Source organism: Ulvibacter sp. 2305UL32-6, from assembly GCF_058148545.1.
In genome coordinates this window covers 341,178-363,505 of the sequence record NZ_JBYVKA010000004.1, presented here as the reverse complement: position 1 = coordinate 363,505, position 22,328 = coordinate 341,178, and the positions used below count along the sequence as shown (strand labels likewise).

At 36.5% G+C, this 22,328-nt stretch carries 17 protein-coding genes; 9 read left to right on the top strand and 8 right to left on the bottom strand.

The genetic code is table 11. The features are described from left to right. Window positions 1-15: 15 nt before the first annotated feature. The 7 genes from ACY2RU_RS14360 to ACY2RU_RS14330 all read right to left on the bottom strand — a co-directional run bounded on the left by ACY2RU_RS14360 (window position 16) and on the right by ACY2RU_RS14330 (window position 9,760). Entirely contained in the window at window positions 16-2,955 is a 2,940-nt protein-coding gene (locus ACY2RU_RS14360) for a ligand-binding sensor domain-containing protein (RefSeq protein WP_490139169.1), read from the bottom strand. A gap of 200 nt (window positions 2,956-3,155) precedes the next feature. Continuing rightward, on the bottom strand, window positions 3,156-3,833 hold the full coding sequence (locus ACY2RU_RS14355; RefSeq protein WP_490139168.1) for a YiiX/YebB-like N1pC/P60 family cysteine hydrolase: 678 nt from the start codon (window positions 3,831-3,833) through the stop codon (window positions 3,156-3,158). A gap of 79 nt (window positions 3,834-3,912) precedes the next feature. Beyond that, window positions 3,913-4,611, bottom strand: a complete 699-nt coding sequence (locus tag ACY2RU_RS14350) for a hypothetical protein (protein ID WP_490139167.1) — start codon at window positions 4,609-4,611, stop codon at window positions 3,913-3,915. A 152-nt stretch (window positions 4,612-4,763) separates the two neighbouring features. Then, window positions 4,764-5,453, bottom strand: coding sequence for a hypothetical protein (locus ACY2RU_RS14345; protein ID WP_490139166.1), 690 nt, complete (start codon window positions 5,451-5,453; stop codon window positions 4,764-4,766). 160 nt (window positions 5,454-5,613) lie between these two features. Next, window positions 5,614-6,288, bottom strand: a complete 675-nt coding sequence (locus ACY2RU_RS14340) for a hypothetical protein (RefSeq protein ID WP_490139165.1) — start codon at window positions 6,286-6,288, stop codon at window positions 5,614-5,616. A gap of 401 nt (window positions 6,289-6,689) precedes the next feature. After that, the gene (locus tag ACY2RU_RS14335; protein ID WP_490139164.1) at window positions 6,690-9,404 is read right to left on the bottom strand and encodes a CHAT domain-containing protein; all 2,715 of its coding nucleotides are present in this window, start codon (window positions 9,402-9,404) and stop codon (window positions 6,690-6,692) included. Further along, a complete protein-coding gene (locus tag ACY2RU_RS14330) occupies window positions 9,386-9,760 on the bottom strand; it encodes a hypothetical protein (protein WP_490139163.1) in 375 nt (124 codons plus the stop codon). The genes ACY2RU_RS14335 and ACY2RU_RS14330 overlap by 19 nt, the downstream gene beginning before the upstream one ends. A gap of 110 nt (window positions 9,761-9,870) precedes the next feature. Between ACY2RU_RS14330 and ACY2RU_RS14325 the strand changes: the two genes are divergently transcribed. Further along, window positions 9,871-10,434 carry an RNA polymerase sigma factor gene (locus ACY2RU_RS14325; protein ID WP_490139162.1) on the top strand — a complete coding sequence of 188 codons (564 nt, stop codon included), beginning with the start codon at window positions 9,871-9,873 and terminating at the stop codon, window positions 10,432-10,434. Window positions 10,435-10,436: 2 nt separating this feature from the next. After that, window positions 10,437-11,231, top strand: coding sequence for a tetratricopeptide repeat protein (locus ACY2RU_RS14320; RefSeq protein ID WP_490139161.1), 795 nt, complete (start codon window positions 10,437-10,439; stop codon window positions 11,229-11,231). Between the two features lie 33 nt (window positions 11,232-11,264). Here the strand turns inward: ACY2RU_RS14320 and ACY2RU_RS14315 are convergent, their stop codons facing one another. Next, a complete protein-coding gene (locus tag ACY2RU_RS14315) occupies window positions 11,265-11,414 on the bottom strand; it encodes a hypothetical protein (RefSeq protein WP_490139160.1) in 150 nt (49 codons plus the stop codon). A gap of 5 nt (window positions 11,415-11,419) precedes the next feature. On the opposite strand from ACY2RU_RS14315, the gene ACY2RU_RS14310 reads away from it, so the two are divergent. From ACY2RU_RS14310 to ACY2RU_RS14280, 7 genes are all read left to right on the top strand, one after another. After that, on the top strand, window positions 11,420-14,452 hold the full coding sequence (locus ACY2RU_RS14310) for a DNA polymerase III subunit alpha (RefSeq protein WP_490139159.1): 3,033 nt from the start codon (window positions 11,420-11,422) through the stop codon (window positions 14,450-14,452). A 20-nt stretch (window positions 14,453-14,472) separates the two neighbouring features. After that, complete coding sequence (locus tag ACY2RU_RS14305; protein WP_490139158.1) at window positions 14,473-14,745, top strand: GIY-YIG nuclease family protein; 273 nt, start codon at window positions 14,473-14,475, stop codon at window positions 14,743-14,745. Window positions 14,746-14,937: 192 nt separating this feature from the next. After that, a complete protein-coding gene (gene dinB / locus ACY2RU_RS14300; protein ID WP_490139275.1) occupies window positions 14,938-16,155 on the top strand; it encodes a DNA polymerase IV in 1,218 nt (405 codons plus the stop codon). Between the two features lie 154 nt (window positions 16,156-16,309). After that, window positions 16,310-16,762, top strand: coding sequence for a hypothetical protein (locus tag ACY2RU_RS14295; protein ID WP_490139157.1), 453 nt, complete (start codon window positions 16,310-16,312; stop codon window positions 16,760-16,762). Window positions 16,763-16,915: 153 nt separating this feature from the next. After that, on the top strand, window positions 16,916-18,226 hold the full coding sequence (locus tag ACY2RU_RS14290; RefSeq protein WP_490139156.1) for a hypothetical protein: 1,311 nt from the start codon (window positions 16,916-16,918) through the stop codon (window positions 18,224-18,226). Window positions 18,227-18,325: 99 nt separating this feature from the next. After that, window positions 18,326-19,792, top strand: a complete 1,467-nt coding sequence (locus ACY2RU_RS14285; protein WP_490139155.1) for a T9SS type B sorting domain-containing protein — start codon at window positions 18,326-18,328, stop codon at window positions 19,790-19,792. A gap of 4 nt (window positions 19,793-19,796) precedes the next feature. After that, the gene (locus ACY2RU_RS14280) at window positions 19,797-22,301 is read left to right on the top strand and encodes a PorP/SprF family type IX secretion system membrane protein (RefSeq protein WP_490139154.1); all 2,505 of its coding nucleotides are present in this window, start codon (window positions 19,797-19,799) and stop codon (window positions 22,299-22,301) included. Window positions 22,302-22,328: the final 27 nt, after the last annotated feature.

Below are 22,328 nucleotides of genomic sequence, written 5' to 3'. Positions count from 1 at the left end.
CATATTCGTGTGATATTACAGGTTGAATGGCAATTTTAATATAATAGCAAAACCATCTTTTGTTTCAAAAACTACAGTCCCTCCTATCGCTTTGGCGCGCAGCTGAATATTTTCTAACCCAAAACCTGTGGAGATGTAATTTTCTTGTAGGCTTCCGTTGTCTTTGATCACAAATCGGCACCCTTTGTTTTGGTTTGCAATGGTTACCTCTAAGTTTGTTGCGTCACTATGTTTTAGCAGATTGGTAAGGGCTTCCTTATAAATTAAAAAGAGATTTTGCTTTATTTGAGGCGCTAACTTTCTATTTCTTTGATCAAGACCCTCACTGTTAATACTAAAAGAAATATCGCGAGCTAATAATAACTCTTCTGCCAGCTCGTGCATTCGTTCTATTAGATCGTTACTTGTAGATCGCCGATTGTCTATACTCCATACAAGATCACGCATTTGAGAGATAGCATTTCGGCTTATGCTTGCAATTTTCTGCAATTGTGATTTGTCTTCTTGACTAGCGTTCATCTCCATTAATTCTGTCTGCATTGCCAGCCCAGAAAGCAAGGAGCCAACATCATCGTGGAGATCACTGGATATTTTGGTGCGCAAGCGCTCCATGGCTACTAATTGGTTCAATCTATATCTAAACAGCATATATACCAAGCTTAAAAAGAAGATGCTTGCCAATGAAATAAACCACCATTGCTTATAATAAATTTGACGAACATGTATTGGAATAGACAAAATAGAACCTGTCTCGTTTCCCCTTGCATCTGATCCCTTAATTTTTAATACATAGTTGCCCGCTGGCAACTTATTATATCGAACAGAAGGATTATTTCCTTGAAAGAACCATCTATCTTCATATCCTTCTAAAATTGTACTATATGTATTACTATCATTGTGAAAATAACTGGGCATGGTCCAGTTTATTTGAAAATATTGATCATAGGGAGAAATTTCTATGGCACTATTTTCTTGCGTTGCGCTGTCTATCTCGTAGCTATTTTTAAACCTACTGTTGTACCCTGAATACCCTGTAAACTTTAGACACGGCAGTGTTTCATTTCGAACTACTTGTTTCGAGGTGAAACTAGAAACACCATTCATTCCGCCAAAATAATAAGTTCCCTTACTATCCTTAAAAAAGGAACTATAATTAAATTCGTTATGCGATAAACCATCTTCGGTATAGTAATTTTGAAAAGTCTCAATCTTTTTATTAAAATAAGAAAGTCCGTTATACGTACTAATCCATAAATTATCTGGGGTATCAGTTAAGATCCCAACGATATTGTTGTCTGGCAGTCCGTCAGATCTGGAGAAGTTTTTCACCCTATTTCCGTCTGCTGAAATATGATTAAGACCTCCTCCATAAGTTCCCACCCAAACACTACCATCGAGGTCTTCTTCTACAACTAGCACATGATTTTTTCTAATACTTGGTGTTGAATTTATTGTAAACACCTTTTCGATACTACCTTTTAAATTTAGTTTTAGTAGCCCGTTATCCTGAGTTCCTACCCAAACAATATTTTCCTGTTTGCTTTGTTTTAAAAAAGTGAGTGGTTCAATTTCTGTATAGCTATTGGCATCTTTAAATACGGGTTCACTCTCTTCAGTTATAGGATTGAAAAGTGTTAAGCGTGAAAGCGTATATCCAAATAACAACCTGCCATCTGCTAGTTTTAAGAGCGGATTAGATCCATAAACACTTAAATTAGGAGTGAATTCTTTATACTGTTTTACATAGCCGGTCTTCAAATTAATTTTAAGTAATTCTTGCGATGCGGTATAAGCAAATGTTTTATCATTATTTAATACAAAAAAGGTTGGGGCGTGATGAATGTTAGGTTGTTCTCCAAAATCATTTCTCAACTGCAGTGTGTCTATACGGCCTTTTGGAGTCTTAAATATAATCTGACCAGCACTCTCGCAAAGACCGTATATTGTGCCGTTATTGTCCTCAAACATCCCGCGCATGGTATTTCCCCAACCTTGTTTCTTAGATGTAAATAAAGTGTCGAAAAATTGTTCTCCAATCCTTATTTTAAACAACCCGTTATCGGTTGCTACCCAAAGAAGGTTGTTTGCATCAATAAATAGATCATTTATTATAGAATAATCGAAACGGCTTTTAAGTAGATCTGTATAATTAGTAAACTTGCCTTGTTCATCCATGCGATACAGTGATTCTGAACCAGCAAACCAAATGTGGTTTTGATAATCTTCAATACCCAAATTAAACGTTTCAGTTACATCGAAAATTCGTCTTGTTTCTTGAGTTACCTCATCAAGCGTATGGATACCACCTTGGGTAGCAGGGAAAAAGTAGTGCGTATTCTTACTGTCTACATAGGAGCGTACAAAGTGCATCGTTGCACCAAAAAAGTCATAACAGTCTAGATCATACTCACGTATAAAAATACCTTTTTCAGTATATTTTCTTGTTCCGTTCGTGGTACTCCACAAGAGGTTTCCTCTGGCATCTGAAACCAAACGAACAAAACCACGGTTATTTCTTGGGATATTGGCAACCTCTTCGAAACGACCCTCCGTATATTTCAATAAAGACTGTTTGGAGTTGCTCATTTGTGTCTTCCAGTAATCATCGGTCACAATCCATATAGTTCCGTCATGATTTTGATGAATTGACAAGACTTTTCCGTTTATATTATGGTTTTCATTATAGGACGTCACTCTGTCGGTATCCATATCTAACGAAAACAACTTATCATTGGCGAGATACCAAAATAAATTAGCTTCCTTATCAAAAAGGGTATTTCCAGTTAATTTATCTTCTTCAATAAAATAAGGATTGAACGTATTGCTATCATAAATCTTAAAACTATAGCCATCGTACCTATTGATCCCTTGTGGTGTGGCAAACCACATAAAACCGTCGGTATCCTGCTCAATCGCGATCACTTCCCTAAACATAAGCCCCTGCTCTGTAGTCAAAACATCAATCTGGGATGGATTTTGAGCAGAAAGGGAAATGCTCCCTATAATAAGGAGCAATAGTAAATAAGAAAATGAATTTCTTTTACAAAATAGCACAGTTGAATACTTGGTTAGATTCGTACTCTTACGCCCAAATATACAAAAGCTAAGTACTTAAATCACACGACTGTGGCATTCATTCACGTGATCGGTCTTGTTTATTGTACAGCTTCTAATTTCCATTCAGATATAAAGGAAATTCCATCGTAATCTAAAAAAAAGTCTGATGGATAAAACACCAACGAATCCTTTTTTAAATAAAACTGATGTTCTTCTGGTACAGCCATGGTGGTCATAGGAATTTCAAATTTTTGCTGTGTAGCTTTGTTAATGACCTTGTAGATAAACTCAGAGCAATAGAGTTTGTTATCAGATTCAAAATTAAATTTATAATCGAATTTGATTTCTTCGGTTTGCAGCTTTGCGATCTCGGCAAGTACAGCGTCGATTTCTTCGGAAGAAATAGTATCAATCTTCCAATACGCCAAGTAAGTATATTGATCTTTTTCGCGAGTTATAAAATCATTTAAATTTTCAGAAAGAATATGTTGTTGGTTTTGAGCTTCAGTATTTGCATGAAATATTTGAAGGGAATCACGGTAAATACCCAATGCAACATGTGTAGCGAATTCATTTGTTTTGTTGTATTGTCTGGCAAAACCGCCTAATTTGGTATCAGATCCGCGCAAAATAAAATACATGGAGTTCTCTTCAAATTGAGATGCATTGGCAAATGCTTTAAGGTTGTCTTTATTTGCTGAAGTAAAAATTCCGAAGTGAATCGAAGCCCCTAAAAGAAGCAAAAGAATAAAACCTGTTTTTATGATTGTTGACATACCTTGAATATTTTAAAATAAACCAAGTCTGCTGTGCTTGGGCTCTACAGACTTGGTTTGATTGAATATAATTTCAGCATTACTTTCGAAAACCATTAGCTACCCAACCAGCTACGTAGCCGATCGCGCCTCCAATGATTCCTCCAACGATACCGCAAGGAGGGCCACAAAGTCCGTAACCCGCTGCACCTCCATAAATAAGACCTTGAATACCCCACCAATTTGGGTCTACCGTTCTATTTAGTCCGTTTGAAGTTGCATTCATTCCTCGCATGCCTTGCGAATAACTAGCCACCATATCATTTATGATAAGTAACATTTCTTGTTCATTTGCAGGAAGATTATCAAAGCCTTCTACGTTCTCAAGATCGGGTACTGTCCCTTCTTCGCTAAACTTTATCAAGGTATTTTTGGTCAATGCACTAAATGAAGTACTTGAATCCAACCATCTTACCATACCCATATCTTGGGCAGCTATCACCTCATCTGCAATTTTATTGGCATCTGCAGCACTTATAGATCCCTCAAAACCTATGAGATCTCCGTAATAATCAACTGTTCCCTGATTTAATGGTAATGTTGTTTTATTCTCTTGAATGTCCCTTATAATAAGCTGATTGGCTTCGTAATAGTCGAATCCTTTCGCTTTTGTTGAGTTTACTACATTCAGATTTTCTAAAACATTATTTTCTTGTTCTGACGTACCATTTTCTTTTGAACATGATACAAATACTGTGGATGCTATTAGCATGCACAACATGGTATAAAATATTTTCATAATAGTTTGTTTTAATATAGTGCCTACTCATTTGCTTTTCGGCTTCCGCATGAATACATAACATTTGGAGATCTTTGGAACATAGAGCGCTCTTTCCAATTCTTGTAAAGAGCGCCTTATGATCCTTACTAACTAATTATTTATTAAGGTGATTATTTTCCACCACCACCAATAGCCCATCCAATGATTCCGCCAAGAATAGCTCCACCTACTCCACATGGAATACCACAAAGACCATTTCCAGCCATAAAACCAATGGCAGCTCCTACAAAAGAACAGGGTGCTGGCTGCCCGTCAACAGTACAGCTAACAGTTCGGCTATTTGAAGATCTCATTGCTTCAGAATAATCACGCGCTATTTGGTTTACTTCAAGAATTACCTTCTGTTCGTTCTTCGGAAGGTTCTTAAACTCACTACTTTCTTCAACATTTTCAATAGGTCCGTTATTCCCCATAATACGAAGCACCGTTTCTTTAGTGAATTCTTCGTAGTCCATTCGCTCATCCATATACTTACGAACCCCTACTTCTTGTGCGTAGGCTACGTGATCTGCAACCTCATTGGCTTGTGCTGCTTGTAACTGACCTTCGTAGTGTACTAAACCAGCATAATAGTCTACATCTGCTTGGGTCAATGGTAACTTCGGAACATTTTGTCCGAATTCTTCAGTCAAGATTTTGGTTGCCTCGTAGTAATTAATGCTTTGCGCTTTATTACTTGTTGGCATATTTATGTTCGCTCCCGAATTTTCTTGAATTTCGTTTGCTGCATTATCTTTTGAGCATGCTACCATTACAATAGACACTAATAATGCGAAAATTCCTCTATAAAATATTTTCATGATGTTTTGATTTAAATTTTAGGTGCCTACTCGTACGCTTTTCGGCATCGGCGGCTTTATTTTTTGTGCTTAAAGCTTACACATAACATTCCTTAGCCAATAGATAAATAACCTGGCTTCCGCAATGAATAAATAAAATTGAAAATGGAACTAGAAAAGCTTATTTCTGACCATCGACTCCTGTGAACCAGCCAAATACAGCACCAATTACACCTCCTACAATTCCGCACGGAGGTCCGCATAGTCCAAATCCACCAGCAAAACCAGCTATACCAAATGATACAGCACCTAGAAGGCTGTCTCCAGGACCATTGGTTCTGTTCATTCGACCGCTCTTATAGAAACTATCGGCAATATCATTTGCGCCAAGAATCATTTGACGTTCGTTTTTTGGCAATTCTCTAAATTGCGGATCGTTTACTACGTCTGGGTTCGGACCTTTATCTGCAATGGTTAGAATTGTTTCTGTAGTAAACTCTCTAACCTTCAGGTGTTGATCAAGATATTTTTCCAATCCTAGGTCTTGAGCAATCAGTACCTCATCATTAAGATGTGACACCGAGCTGGCATCAATTGAACCATCATATTCGGCAATATCCAAATAGTGATCAATTGCCGCTTGACTTAGCGGTAGACTAGGTAGGCCATTTTGCGCAATATCATCCTGAATTCGCTGATTGGCTGTTGCATAATCAAACCCCTGCGCTCTTTCTACATTATTGTAGACGCTAGACGCTTGTTCATCATTGTTATTTATAGTATCAGTATCTTTTGTACACGACACAAATACGGTTGCTAGCATTAGCATGCTAAACATGGTATAAAAAATTTTCATAAAATTAATTTTAAATAAGTTACCTACTCATTCGCTTTTCGGTTCCCGCGGCTTTTTTAAAGTGCTTAGCACCACACTTTCAAAATAAACGGTCGGAAAAATCTTATTTAAAAAATTTAGTATCTTGCAAAAGATTTAAACGAAAGTTTATTTCAACACACACACTGTGGAAGCTTCTACCTCGTAGAGGCTTTCCGTTTTTTATAAGGTCATCTATTCTGCATAGGTTATAATTGTTTGTTATACTTCCTTTACACCTTACTGTTACCAAAGACTTTTATTTGTTACCCAACTATTTTTACTTTTTTCTTCGGAAGAGAAAAATACTTGAACAATAGGAATGGTTTGATGAGGGAATGAAGGAATGAGGGAATGAGGGAATGGAAGAATGTGGGAATGCGCTAATTTTGGTTGCGTTTCCGACGTAATAAGAAGAAAAAAAGCATACTTCCGAAGACGCCCAATAAAATAACCCCAAGTGTGAAATTAGGCTTGACAGGAGTGGCTGCTGTTTCTCCAATAAGCACGAATGACGCCCAATAATACGGTGAAGCGTCAGATAAACTATGCGTATTCAAATAATTTAATTTGGCGGCCTGTAGCGATTCAGATTTCGAATTTCCGGCTGCCAACTCCTTATAAAAATCTTTCATGATAAAAGATGCAGCCTGATCACTAACATTCCATAGTGTAGATACTACCGAATTTGCGCCAGCATAGAAAAACCCTCGGGCTAAACTCATAACACCTTCGCCACGTGCTACGACGCCAGTACTGGTATTACAGGCACTCAGCACAATTAAATCTGACTGTGTTTTAAAAGTATACAGTTCTTTTGCATCTAGCTTTGCATCACTGAAGGCCACCCATGGTTCACTACCGGAGTTGGCGTGTGTAGCCAAATGAACGATCTCATAATTTCCGCTTTCAGTTAGAAACGCGTCTTTAGTTGCTTTTTCCCCCAAACGAAGTTCTCCATCAATAATATCTTTAATCGATGAAATTTCCGAAGCTGTTTTAGACAGTGGTGTTAACTCTGTATACGGAAATGTATTTGGAGAATAACCAATAAATTTTGAAGTCGCATTTCGTTTATTTTCTTGATTATGCATCAAAAACGACATGGAATAGGTATAGCTTATTTCACTATCCTGAATCAGGTAATGCGCTTCGTTTTCTTTCGTAATTAGCGCTTCAAAAGGAATCATATGAAGATACCCGTCTGGGATGATCACTAAACGCTTATTCTTAAAATTATTTCGGCGTACTTCCGAAGGAAACAATCTAAGGTATAATGTATGTGATAAGTTTATAAAAGAGCTAAACTCTGTTTTAGTCTCCAATGGTCGGGAAATAGCTAAAACAAAAGAATCGAGCATATCATTTACCTCTGTATTTACGATAATTGGAGAGATGGTCATTTCTGTTTTGGTAATACTTATAGCAAAAGATATGTCAAGGAATGGATCATTTGCATCCCAAACATAAGAGACAACAACCATATCTGGCTCTAAGGTCTTTTGAACTTCTTGAAGGCTAACAATTGTCTTTTTTTCAAGATTGGTGTCATATTGGGGGAAATGTGTTTGTAGGGAATCTATAAAACGCTGATAATCTTTTTTAAGTTGTACTACTTCTATTAGCGTTTCTGTCTTTGATTCTAACGATGCATTTTCTTGTTGTTCTTCTAACAATAGAATTTTCTTTCTAAAGCTCAGGTCGCGCTCGCTTAAGACTTCGGGAATATGCTCTATAACCTTGTTTTTTAGAATGCTTTCCGTAAGAAGTAAGGCCTTATTCTTTTCATTAAAATAAAATGCTAATTCGTTATTATCTAAATAATAAGAAGTTAGAATTGCTTTTGCATACAGGTTGGATGCTTGTTCTCGCCAAAATAATTTAGACTGTTGTGCGGCACTTTCTATTTGTAGCAGATCGATCACCTTATCGGCGTACTTCAAATAAATCATGGCCTTGTTTAAATTGCCCTGCTCCTTATTGTCTTGATAGAGCTTTATATAGGCAGTCGCTTTAATATTAAGTGATCGCAACACCGAGTACTTATCGGTTCGCTTCATTATATCGTTAATAGCAGGAAGCATAAATTCTGAATCATTCAACCCAATATTATCGCCGAGTGTTTCCCTGGTGATCTTTAAAGCGTCTTGCCACTGACTTTTCTTTAAATAATGGTATCCTAAATTATTGTAGGTTCGAACGGCATCTTCTCCTTCTCCATAAAACGTAAGTGCTTTTTCAAAAAAGAAGATAGCGCTATCGTTTTTTACTTCGGAATAGAGATTTCCGAGATTAGAATAAGATCTCGCGATATTTAAGGCATCATTTTTTTCAGTGGCCTTCCGAAGAAATTGTAATTGATAATATTTGGAGCGTTCAAAATCGAAGGTCTCGTCATTGTGATAATACGAAGCAAGGCTGTTAAACAGCGCATAATAATCGTTATCGGATAACTTTTCGGTCTTACTTAAAGTTTGAACTTTTTGTAAGATGGCCAATTTATCCCGTAAGCTTTCTGGTGTATTTATTTGTTCATAGCGATTGGAGAGATCTAATGAACGGCGAATCAACAAGCGTTTATTACCGGAAGATTCTATATGCGAGATCGCGATCTTATAATGATCTACTGCGTTAAAGTAATCACCTAAAGCAAAATAGCAATTTCCTATATCAAAGTAGGATCGGCCAACGGTTTCTTCGCTAAAATTAATCCGTACAACCTTTTCGTGGCTATCAATAGCGGCTTCATAATTATTGTTTAAATAATAGAATCTACCCAAATTATAAAGAGCTTGGAGATAGTCTTCAGAGACGGCACCTTGTTCTTCAAGTACTAATATTTCAATAAGCCCATACGTAATTGCATTTTCATAATCCTTCTTCTTATACTTGGCGATAGCGTTTGTATGAGCCATTTCAACCGCTTTTTCATAAGCTCCCTTTTCATGTGCGAGGGTAATTTCTTTTGCTATCTCTGGATCTATATTTTTTGTGTGTTTTGCAAACAAACTTTGGCCATGCATTATCCCCGAAGTGAGAATAATGCACAGCCAAAAGCTAGTTAGATATATATTTGTTTTTATTTTTTCGTCTCGCATGTTTCGTCCTCTTTAACGCGCTTAACTTCATCGTCTGTATCAACTGGTATATCGCTTTCTTTTTTTGCAACAGTCCATGTTTCAAAAATTTCATCTTCACAAACATAGTAATATAAAAGAACATCTTCAGCTTTATAACGATCACGAACGGCTTGTTTTCTAGCGGCATCAACATGTTCATACCATTCGATCAATACAAAGATCTCTTCATATTCATGGCCTCTTACATTTACTATTTCACTTTGAAAATCCATTGAATTATCTTGGAGGTCTGTCAATTCTTCGTGATCACAGCTAAAAAAACTTACACTAATTAGAACGATTAGGATGTTTCGGATAAGGTTTAAATGTTTCATAGTTTTAAAGTTTAGAATGTTATTTGTTTACCCCTCTGTTACATCAAATGAAAATTTGTTACCCAAACAATTTTAGAAAGTTTAAATTTGTTAGTGAAGATATCAAATTAATGAAAAACAACTTACGATTTCTAAATGCATTACTAGTGGATGATTCTGTTGAAATCATGAATATCTACAAAACATGTTTCCCCGCGGTACGTAAATTTATTATCCAAAATAAAGGACAAGACGTAGATGCTGAAGATATTTTTCAGAAAGCATTACTACAGATAGCGGTGCGCTACCGCAAAGAACCCTTTGAAATAAAATCTACTTTTGAAGGCTATTTATTTACCGCTTGTAAAAATTTATGGCGACGTGAATTAAATAAATTAAAAAAGAGGGTAACATATGAACAACAATTGGAACGTAATGATGAAGAGCAGGATCAAGCGCTTGCGCTCTTAGAGCAAAAACGTTGGGAACTGTTCACAGATAATTTGTCTGTTATCTCAGAAAACTGTAAAAAAGTATTAGAGCTTTTCTTTGCAAAGATCTCGTATGCAGAGATCGTGAAAAAACTTGGCTATAGTTCAGAAACAGTAGCAAGACAGCGCGTTTTTAAATGCAAAGCAAAGCTAACAGACATGATAAAAAAAGATAAACGTTATTACGTATTGCAGCAAATATGAAAATGGAAGACAGCCTTCTTATCGAAAAGTTCTTAAACGATCAACTTCTTCCTCTTGAAAAAGAGAATGTATTGAAACGTATAGAACAAGATCCCTCTTTTAGGGCACAAGTCCGATTTGAACAAGAATTAATGGACAGTTTAGACCCTAGGAGTTGGAATTTTTTAGATCCAAATGAAGATCCAACTATAACATCGTTTGAGGAAGCATTTAAAAGTGAAAAAACACAGGATTTAAAACGCACCCTCGAAGAGGTTTCGTATAATTATTCAAATCAAAGTACTTCAAAGCGATCAACACGATGGATTCTCTATTCGAGTGCTGCGATGATCGCAGTGATTGTTGGGCTATTCGCTTGGTTCAATACAAATGAAAGTCCACAAGATCTGTATGCTTCGTATTTTGACCCCACAGACCTTACAAGCGTTGCGGTTCGTGGAGACAGCACGGAAGATTTACTTATTCAAGCTGAAATAGCCTTTGAAGACAAAGACTATAAAAAAACACTTTCTATCATTGATGAGCAACTGAAAGATCTCCAAAATAGCAAATCTGCAGTCTATCTCTACAAAGGTATTTCGCATATGGAACTAAACGAGTTTAATGCCGCAGAAGACACTTTTAATACTCTTATTGACAGCAACCTTATGGACGCCGAAAAAGGCCTTTGGTTTAAAGCGCTGCTCTTTCTTAAAATGAATGATACAGAAGCCGCAAAGAAAGTGCTTCAGGAAATCGTAGATAATAATTACTACAATCACAGTAAAGCTTCCGAAGTACTCAAAAAACTCTCTTAAATATTTTTTAGGCATTTCACTTTATTCCTGTCGCTACTTCGGCGAACAGAAGACACTGCCGTAGACGAATTTCGTCCCTATCATCCATACTCCATCATCCATATTCCATTTTCCATCACCTACTAACTTATCAACAATATTTTGCTGAATTGGAATATTTCCATAAATTTGGAATAAATCCAATATCTTTGTTAAACTGTCATACATATTATAGTCTCCGCTACGGAACCTTATCGCTAAAGAGCCTTATGGAGCTTAGCCATAATTCTGGCTTTCGTACCATAGCATTGACAGATATCAATACAACTTCTGCTTGTTTAGACTTTTTGCGATTGGCTCTCAACTATAATATCAAGCCCGTTATTGGTGTTGATTTTAGAAATGGAATTCAACAACAATACATCATACTCGCTCAAAACAATATTGGGTTTCAGTATATCAATGCGTATCTCTCTCGATTTTTACACGAAAAATGCTCTTTTCCGAAGCAAGCTAAAACAATGCCGTATACGTTCGTTGTTTATCCCTTCGGAAGTTTCGACGGAACAGAACTTTTAGAACATGAATTTTTAGGTGTGCGTATCACAGATCTTAACCGCCTCAAATATTCGCCTTGGAGGCATCAATTAGACAAGCTGGTCATATTACATACGTTTACCTTCCGAAGTAAAAAAGGCTTTAATACCCATCGATTATTACGCGCCATTGACAATAATACGTTGCTGAGCAAATTGCCTGCTTCGGAACAAGCCAGCGAGCAAGACCGTATTATTTCCGAAGAAAAATTAAAAGACGCTTTTGTTGAATTCCCTGAGCTTTTTACAACAACCGAAAACCTTTTAAATAACTGTAATATCACATTCGATTTTTCAAAAGAAACTCCCAATAATCAACATGCGTATACAGAAAATGAATCCTTAGATTATCGGTTGCTGAAAAAACTCGCCTATGACGGTCTCCCCTATCGTTACCAAACACCTAATGAGCCTGTACTAACTAGAATTGAAAAGGAGTTAGACATCATCAAATTAAAAGGTTTTGTGTCTTACTTTCTTATCAACTGGAAAATATTAAAATATGCGCGTAGTAAGGGATATTTCTATGTAGGACGAGGTAGTGGCGCCAATAGTATTGTGGCTTACCTCCTGCGAATCACCGATGTCGACCCTATTGAGCTCGATCTCTATTTTGAACGTTTTATCAATCTTTACAGAAAAAATGCACCCGATTTTGATATAGATTTTTCATGGAGAGATCGGGATGATGTTACACAATTTATTTTTAAAACATTTAAAAATACCGCTTTGCTAGCCGTGTATAATACGTTTAAATATAAGGCAGCAATACGTGAATTAGGAAAAGTCTTCGGACTCCCAAAAGCAGAGATTGATGTACTTTCAAAAGGTGATTTTAATTACGAATCGCTAGACAAGCTATCACAACTTGTTATTGTATATAGCCAGTATATTCAAGGGTTTCCTAACTATTTAGGAATTCATGCTAGCGGTATTATTATTTCTGAAAAACCCATACATTATTATACGGCGACCTTTATGCCCCCTAAAGGCTTTGCAACAACTCAGTTTGATATGGTAGTTGCCGAAGACATCGGACTTTATAAATTTGATATTTTAAGTCAGCGTGGCCTAGGAAAAATTAAAGACGCTGTTAGCATTATACAATACAATCGACCAGAGCTTCCTCCTATTGATATTCACGATATCAAACGTTTTAAAACAGATGAGCGTATTAAAGACCTGTTGCGTAATGCAAAAGCAATTGGCTGTTTTTATGTTGAATCCCCTGCGATGCGTATGCTGCTTAGAAAATTACAAGTTGACAACTACTTAGGACTGGTTGCAGCGAGTTCGGTAATTCGTCCTGGAGTTGCACAATCTGGGATGATGCGCGAATATATTTTGCGCTATCGTTTTCCAGAGCGCCGTAATGACGCACACCCTGTGCTCTTAGACATTATGCCCGAAACCTACGGAGTCATGGTCTACCAAGAAGATGTGATCAAGGTAGCTCATTATTTTGCTGAATTAACGCTTGAGGAAGCTGATATGTTACGAAGAGGAATGTCTGGAAAATTTAGATCGCGTGAAGAATTTCAAAAAGTAAAAGAACGCTTTTTCGAAAATTGTAAGAAGAGCGGAAAACCATTTGAACTCGTTCAGGAAATATGGCGTCAAATAGAAAGTTTTGCAGGCTATGCTTTTGCAAAAGGGCACTCGGCTTCTTATGCAGTAGAAAGTTATCAGAGTCTTTTTTTAAAAGCATATTTTCCGTTAGAATATATGGTCGCTACTATTAACAATGGCGGTGGTTTTTACAGCTCTGAATTATATATTCATGAAGCGCGCATGCATGATGGCGCTATCTTTCCGCCCTGCGTCAACACAAGTATGGAAGAAACCACCATTATTGGAAAACAGATCTATTTAGGTTTTGCCTTTTTACACCAACTTGAAGCAAAAACTATTACTATTTTTCTTGCAAATCGCAGCAAGCAAGGTCCTTTTACAAGTCTAGACGACTTTATAGACAGGGTGCCTATTTCTGTAGAACAACTCGCCATTCTGATCAAGATCAATGCTTTTCAGTTTACAAAAAGAAACAAGCGAGAATTATTGTGGGAAGCACATATGAAAATCAACAAAATGAGCTTTGAAATAGACGTTCAAACGCTATTTAAGGCAGAAAAGATCGCTTATAAAACACCTGACCTTCCCAATACAAAACTAGAAGATGCTTTTGACGAAATTGAATTGTTAGGATACCCACTTTGCAGTCCGTTTCACTTGCTCGCATCTTCTCAAATGCTTTCTATGAGGGCAAAAGATCTATCGCAATTTAAAGGAAAGGTCATTCGTATAGATGGTTATTTGGTGACTATTAAACGTACGTCAACTTCAAATAAAAAAACGATGTACTTCGGAACCTTTTTAGATAAAGACGGTGATTTTATTGATACTGTACACTTTCCTCCCATAGCAACAAAATATCGTTTCCAAGGAAAAGGCATTTACCGAATTACTGGAAAGATCATCGAAGAATTTGATTGTATTAATATAGAAGTACTCAAAATGGAAAGACTTCCCATTATTGAAGATCCAAGATATAGTGATGCTTTATTGAGCGTAAACTCGGTCAAAAATTTTAATCGTAAGACCCGAAATGATTTTAAGAAAAATGAAGCTATTGTTTCAAACACATAAAGATTAACTAAAAAGTAGCCATGATGAAAACATACTATGTATACATACTAAAATGCGCCGACGGAACCTACTACACCGACTTTACGTCAAACCTAGAAGCACAAATGCAAGGGCATCAAGCAGGAAAAAGAGCGCAAACCGCCAATAGAATACCTGTTCAACTGTCTTTTTCAAAAGAGTTCAATCTGCCAGCTTTTGCTATTGCCGCAAAGAGAAAGATCAATCGATGGTCTGAAGCAAAAAAGGAAGCTTTAATTAATGGAGACTTTCAGAAACTATCGCAAACAATGTAAATCACAATATTATTTTAATCTTTTACGCAGAATATGCGTCCAAAAGCTTCGAAATTCAGGAAGGAGGCACGACTGACGCGAAGTTTTGGGCGCGATTTTAGCTTAGCTAAAAAATTCCTCGTAAAAGCTCCCGTTTCTTTGCATCGTTTCTTTTGGGTGAGTAAAAGAAATGAAGATAAAAAGAAAATTCTTTTGAATCCAAACAGAAACATAATCCACATGGATCTCGACACATTCTTCGTGTCTTGCGAGCGTTTACTCGACAGCAGACTAAACGGCAAACCTGTACTTATTGGAGGTACAAGCGATCGTGGTGTTGTAGCATCCTGTAGCTACGAAGCACGTACCTTCGGAATACATTCGGCCATGCCTATGCGTATGGCGAAACAACTTTGTCCAGAAGCGATCATATTACGAGGAAACTCAGGAATTTATAGTAAATTTTCAAACATGGTCACTGAGGTTATTAAGGAAAGTGTCCCGCTATATGAAAAAACATCTGTAGACGAATTTTATATCGATCTCACAGGAATGGACAAATTTTTTGGATGTCACAAGCTCGCTTCAGAATTGCGAGCACGCATTATAAAAGAGACGGGACTACCTATATCCTTTGGACTCTCGATGAATAAAACAGTATCTAAAATTGCAACAGGAGAAGCAAAGCCTAACAATGAAAGATATATTTTAAAAGGTACCGAAAAACCTTTTTTGTCGCCGCTTTCAGTACGAAAGATCCCAATGGTAGGTGAAGTAACCTATAGATCGCTCTGTGATCTGGGTATTAAACAAATAAAGACCATACAAGAAATGCCCATTGAAATGATGAGCAAGGTTTTTGGGAAAAACGGACAAACCATCTGGAAAAAAGCTAATGGTATAGACAACTCCCCTGTAGTACAATATACCGAACGTAAGTCTATTTCAACCGAAAGAACTTTTGATAAAGATACCATTGATATAAAAAAACTGGAAAGTATTATTATTGCTATGTCAGAAAATTTAGTCTATCAACTGCGGCGAGGCAACAAATTAACAGCCTGTATTACATTTAAGATCAGGTATTCAGATTTCCAAACCTATACCCAGCAAAAACGTATTCCGTATAGTTCGGCCGATTTTAAAATTCTTCCTGTCGTTATGGAACTCTATAAAAATTTATATCAACGCAGATTATTGGTTCGGTTGGTTGGTGTTCGCTTTAGTCATTTGGTAGAAGGTGGCCAACAAATCGATTTATTCGAAGATAATGAGAAACTCATAAACCTTTACTTAGCGATGGATAAAATGAGAGAACGTTATGGCGATAGAGCAGTAATAAAAGCCGCAGGTATGGGAGCAAAAAGCATCAGCCGATGGAACCCTTTTAATGGAGAACCTCCTCCACTACTTGCAAATAGAAGACAATAAAACCTTCAAAATAAAATTTTATATATTATAAATTTAACGTTCTGGACAAAAAATAGTGTATTTTGACGATGATATTTGCATTATATAGAATTAAATCGTAAAATTGAACTCTGAATGCATATTGCGCCCTCGTAACTTCTATAAAATATTCATTATGAAACTTAAAGCTAAACTAAACCTAGTAACCATTGTATTATTGTTAGTTACTTCAATAACCTATTCACAAAATCAAGACAATAGCCAATACATAATTAGTGGTAACGTCGGTATCGATAAATATCACGATCGTGACGAATTAGAAGAAATGCAAAAAGGTGAATTACTTAGTCTATATAATAAGCGTATTGAAATAATTATCAAGATCTTACCAAGCATTGCCTTTGCCACCAAACCCGGTGTTACTATGACTTCCTTGGGAATTCCAGATACTAAAGAAAACCGCAGAGCCCTAAAAGAAAACATTGACGCAACCAGAACTTATTTTGACAATACCATTGAATTTCAAAAAATCGTATTGCCTTATTCTGATCGAGCCAACCTGATTTCTGCCATACTCTTCTATGAAGAAACACTAAAGGCATTACACACCTATAACGACTTTAATTAAACGCAAATACTTCCAAAATAGCCCTCGATTTATGCGTACTGAAAGAGTTAAAACTCGATTATTTATATAATATTGTGCATTTTATCGTATTTATTTGTATTTCGTAGATTATTTGATATATTTACATTTATTAATTAACAAATAAGAACTAAGATGTTTAGAAAATCTAACTTCCTCATTATTTTGTTCCTTTTTTCATTCGGAAATCTACTTTCCCAACAAGAAAAAGGGATCTATGGTAATGAAAATTGGTTAAGCATCTGGACAGATTTTAACCCAAATACTAATGAGTATAAAGTCCCAACCCAAATTCTTACAGGTACTATATCTCATGATACCAAGTTACTAAAGAAAGAAACATACCTCTTACTCGGGAATGTATTCGTAACCGATAGTACAAGTCTCACCATAGAACCTGGTACTGTAATACTGGCCGATTACAAGACCAAAGCCTCGTTGATAATTGGTAAAGACTCAAAAATTATTGCAGAAGGCACACAAACAGACCCAATTATCTTCTCTTCAAATCGAAGTGTTAAGAAAAAAGGAGATTGGGGCGGTATTTTTATCTTAGGGGATGCTCCTGTAAACAATGTAAGTGACGAATGGCCACTGGAAAATATTCTAGATGCCTCGTCTCCAGAAATAGTAAGTTATGGCGGCGATGATATGGCGAGTAGTTCTGGTGTTTTAAAATACGTGCGAATAGAATATGCTGGAAAAAGAACCAAAAATTACGGTTACTTTAGCGGTCTAACATTAGCCGGTGTTGGTAACGAGACTGTGCTAGAAAATATTATGATTTCCTATTGCGAAGGAAGTTCCTTTTATCTTTTAGGTGGTAATACAGTGTTATCGCAAATAGTTTCCTTCAGATCAAGACAAAACGATCTAATACTTAACTATGGTGCTCAATCTTTAATATCAAACTCCTTAGTTATAAAGTCGCCGTATTTTACGGCTTCAAGTGGCGCAAGTAGCATATATTTAGCATCCTATAATAGTAAAGAGCAACTAGATCCTACTCAAAAAACTACACATCTAAACGCAGAAAACCTAACACTCCTCGTATTAAGTGAAGATCTTAAGAGAGACACAGAGGTTGGACTTGTTAATGAAGCCATGTTCGTTGAAAGGGGTGCCTCTTTTTCTATGCGGAAAACTATTTTTTCAGGTTATAATCCAGCAGTTATCTTAGATGATGATATCCCTATAAATTCTCAAAACCTAAGTAAAATGGAATTCAATTCAATGTATTTCAATAATTGCAAAGGAAATATTTTTACGAAAGGCATACAAAACAATGAAGATCTTGAAAATTGGTACGGCAATCGCATATTTCGAAATGTTTACTCCCGAGGCTCAGACTCAGAAACCTTTATAGACACAACTAATTTAGAAGACCCAGATTTTAGATTAAGAATTAATAGAATAATAGCAAGCAACCTTCCTGACGAAGAATAAAAGTGTATACAAAAAATCCCCAAACTACCACAATTACTATGTCTTAGTGTTAGTGCCTGATTTTTGTAAAACAGTTATGAATATGAAAAGATTATCTGTATGGCAAAAACTACTTTACGAAATTACTTTTTTTTCTTATTCAGCTTTTTCATTGTATTAAACAGTGAAAAGGTCGATGCACAGATAGTTATTGGTACTCCAGAGCTTAGTTTTAGCCAAGCTTGCGCAAATGAGACCTTCAATTCATTTGCCCTAGACTTTGTTTTTAGCCCAGAATCAGGTATTGCTCCATCCAATCAATTTTTAGTTGAATTATCAGATCCTACAGGCAGCTTTTCTGATCCCGAAATTATCTTCACCTCCACCCCAGGAGCCATAAATGAATCTCCCGCTTCTATTGAGTTTTCTATACCACCAGAAACAGCAGGAGAAGCATATAAAATTAGGATTAAAAGCACTCAACCAGCGACTGTAAGTGCTGCTTCTGAAAGCTTTTCGGCTTATTACAAACTTCAGGATAGTCCATTTACAATTAATAATCTCATTGGTACAGCAAGTTTTTGCCCAGGCGGAAGCTATCTCCTTACGATAGACAATCCGGGTACAGGAGATAATGATTCTCCATTGAATTATCCCTCATTAACCTTTAATTGGTATAAAGAAATTACACCTACAACTTCTGTGTTTATTGCTGAAGGTCCTACGCTTACAGTAACTCAAGAAGGAACTTATTTCGCTGAAACAAACTATGGTAGCTGTACTTCCGACTCATTTTCTAACCGAGTAGCAGTTTCTGAAGCCATTTCGGGAGATGAAGTAGTAGCAACTATAATTTCAAGTCTTGGAAATCCATTTTGTGCTTCCGAAGGACCAACTACCTTAAGTACAGTGGCAGGTAATAGCTACCGATGGTATAAAAATGGAGATTTAATCCCTGGAGCCACAGGTAGAAGTTATCAAACAGATACTTCGGGAGTTTATTCCGTTCGTGTTGATTTCGGAATTTGTGAAGCCACTGGTAGTATAGATTTGTCTACCGGAGATTTCTTAAGTAGTTTAAATATCCCAAATAGCAATCTGTTGGAAGCTGGCGAGTCTTTGACCGTGACAGTGACCACCAATGCGGCAAACCCCGAATTTGTATGGCTTTTAAATAATGAAGTAATTCCAAATGCAACACAAAACACATTTGAGGTAACAGAGTTTGGTACATACAATATAATTATTACACAAACTACAGGTTGTGAAACAACAAATGAGCTAGTTTTTCAAGTAGATGAATATATTAATCTCTTTCCTGATGTAAACAATATCCCTAATCTTATTAGCCCTAATGGAGATGGTATTAATGACACATGGGTAATTCCGCTTCCATATGTGAGCGGTACTAATACCGAAGTCATTATCCTGAGCAGTCAAGGAAAAACTGTGCTACGCACTAATGATTATACAAATAATTGGCCCGAAGATCAACTCAGTACAGATAATAAAAACCCAGTATACTATTACCAAATAACACCCCAAGGATCAGAACCTAAAATGGGTTCTATAACCATCGTAAAATGACGCCGTGAAAACAATAGTTGTACCCATACTATTTATTTTCTGTCTTATACAGACTACCTATTCTCAAACCGAGGATGGGATTGTTGCGTTAGATATTCCTGTTAGAAATTCTTTGATGTTCAATAGATTTGAACAGAACCCAACCTTTAGCTTTGTTAGAGAACAAAACAAATATATCACCGTAACAAATAAACGTGAACTCGTTCAAGTTGAAGATGCACCAGAGACGTATCTTTTCAATTACGCTGGACGGTTTAGAGAAAACATTGGAGCTGGAATTGGACTTTTTCAGCAAAATTACGGAGTGTTTACCAATTTTGGGGGACTTTTAAATTTCGCTTATAATGTACGATTAGAGCAAGATAGTAATCTAACTTTTGGAATGAATGTTGGCGCCTACAAAAGCACTTTAAATACAGGAAAAGTTGTTACAAACTATAAAGATCCTGCTTTAGAGAATATTCCTACTAATTTATTGCTCACAATAAATCCCGGACTTAATTATGGTACAGGATTTATGGATTTTGGTATATCACTTAATAATGCCGTTACCTATAATTTTGAATCTTCAGGCCTTCTAGAGGAAAATCCAAAACAAGGATTTCAAGGACATGTAATGTATACGGGATATTTTGGTGGCTACGGTTTTTTTGATGAAAGTAGATTTTCTGCTCTGGCAAGATCTGAATTTCAAAAAGACAACTCCATTTATTCAGGTGTTTTAATGCTAACTGTGCCAAAAGGAATTTGGGCACAAGTTGGTTACAATAACGTTTATGGTGCTTCTGGAGGTATTGGCATTAATATAACTCCCCAAATTGCCGTAGAATACAACTATGAGAAACCTTTTTATGGACTTTCGAATTTAGGTTCAGCTCACGAGATTACCCTTGCCTATAGATTTAAAAATGACAATTATTATGACTATAGTCGAGATGATGAAATAGCTGGAATATTTACGACAGAACCGAAAGCTAAGAAAAAGACCAAAAAGGCCATCGCGAAAGTAAATAAAGCACCCGAAACCGAGCCAGTTGTAAAAACGGAACCGCTTGCTGATGATGTCAAAGTAACTGAAGAAGAAGTAGTTGCTGAACAACCAACCAAGCAAGAAGTTGAAGAACAAGCCAGAATCGCTGCGGAAAACTTAGCCAAGCAAGAAGCCGAAGAACAAGCAAGAATTGCTGCGGAAAACTTAGCCAAACAAGAAGCAGAAGAACAAGCAAGAATCGCTGCGGAAAACTTAGCCAAACAAGCAGCAGAAGAACAAGCAAGAATCGCTGCGGAAAACTTAGCTAAGCAAGCAGCAGAAGAACAAGCAAGAATAGCGGCGGAAAACTTAGCCAAACAAGCAGCAGAAGAACAAGCCAGAATTGCTGCTGAAGAATTAGCTAAGCAAGCAGCAGATGAACAAGCCAGAATAGCCGCGGAAAACTTAGCCAAGCAAGCAGCAGAAGAACAAGCCAGAATAGCTGCGGAAGAATTAGCCAAGCAAGCAGCAGAAGAACAAGCCAGAATTGCGGCGGAAGAATTAGCCAAACAAGCAGAAGAAGAACAAGCAAGAATTGCTGCTGAAGAATTAGCCAAGCGAGAAGCGGAAGAAAATTCAGAAGAAAACCAAATTATTAATCCAACCGATGAGATAGGTTCATCTATAAGCGCATTGACCGCAGAAACAGAGGCTAACAAAAAACTGCAAACAGAATTATTGGCAAAGTTAGAAACAGCAGTAGCTATTAAAGCTAGTGATTTAAAAGACTTAAAGGAGGAAAATGATCTTAGCGAGCAAGATATTTATGTTGAACCGAAGCCGTTTAAAAGCATTAGTGAAGAAAATAAAGCAATTGAATTATTATTCATACAACTAGATACAACAGTCATTAGGTTAAATAAGAAAGTTTTAGAACTAGAATCTTTGATAGAAGAAAGAGTAAAAATTTCTAACAATCCAAATGATGCAACTAACCTCTATTACAACAATGCTTTAGTTGAATTAAAAAAAGAACAACAAGCAGCCAAGCGTGCTCGTGAATCTTTAGTGTCATCACTAGACCAGATCGCAATAGCAACCGAATTTGAACGCAAACGAAGAATTAAGCGCGCTGTATATAATAATGATGAAGACAGGTATGTACAAGATAGAGCAAGATTAAACAGCTTAAAACAATCAGTACCTTCTAACGGTGCCCCTCTATCGACTAAAGACCTCGATTTTGGTAAAGAAAATAATAATAATAATATTCAAATTCTAAAAAATGTTAAGAACACAGAAAGTGGTTACTATTTGGTTCATGCAGTACATAACAATATTGCGAAGCGAGATGAATTCTTAACCCAGGTAATTTCATCTGGAAATAGAGAAGTTGATTTCTTTTTTGATGTAAACACAAGTGAATACTATATCTACACTAAGAAGTTTAATTCTATACAAGAAGCTAATGAAGGCATAAGGACCAAGGAAAATAAAGCGTATAATGAAAAAATGTTCATTATTAAAATAGAAAACTAAGTATGACATAATAATTACAGAGAGCCC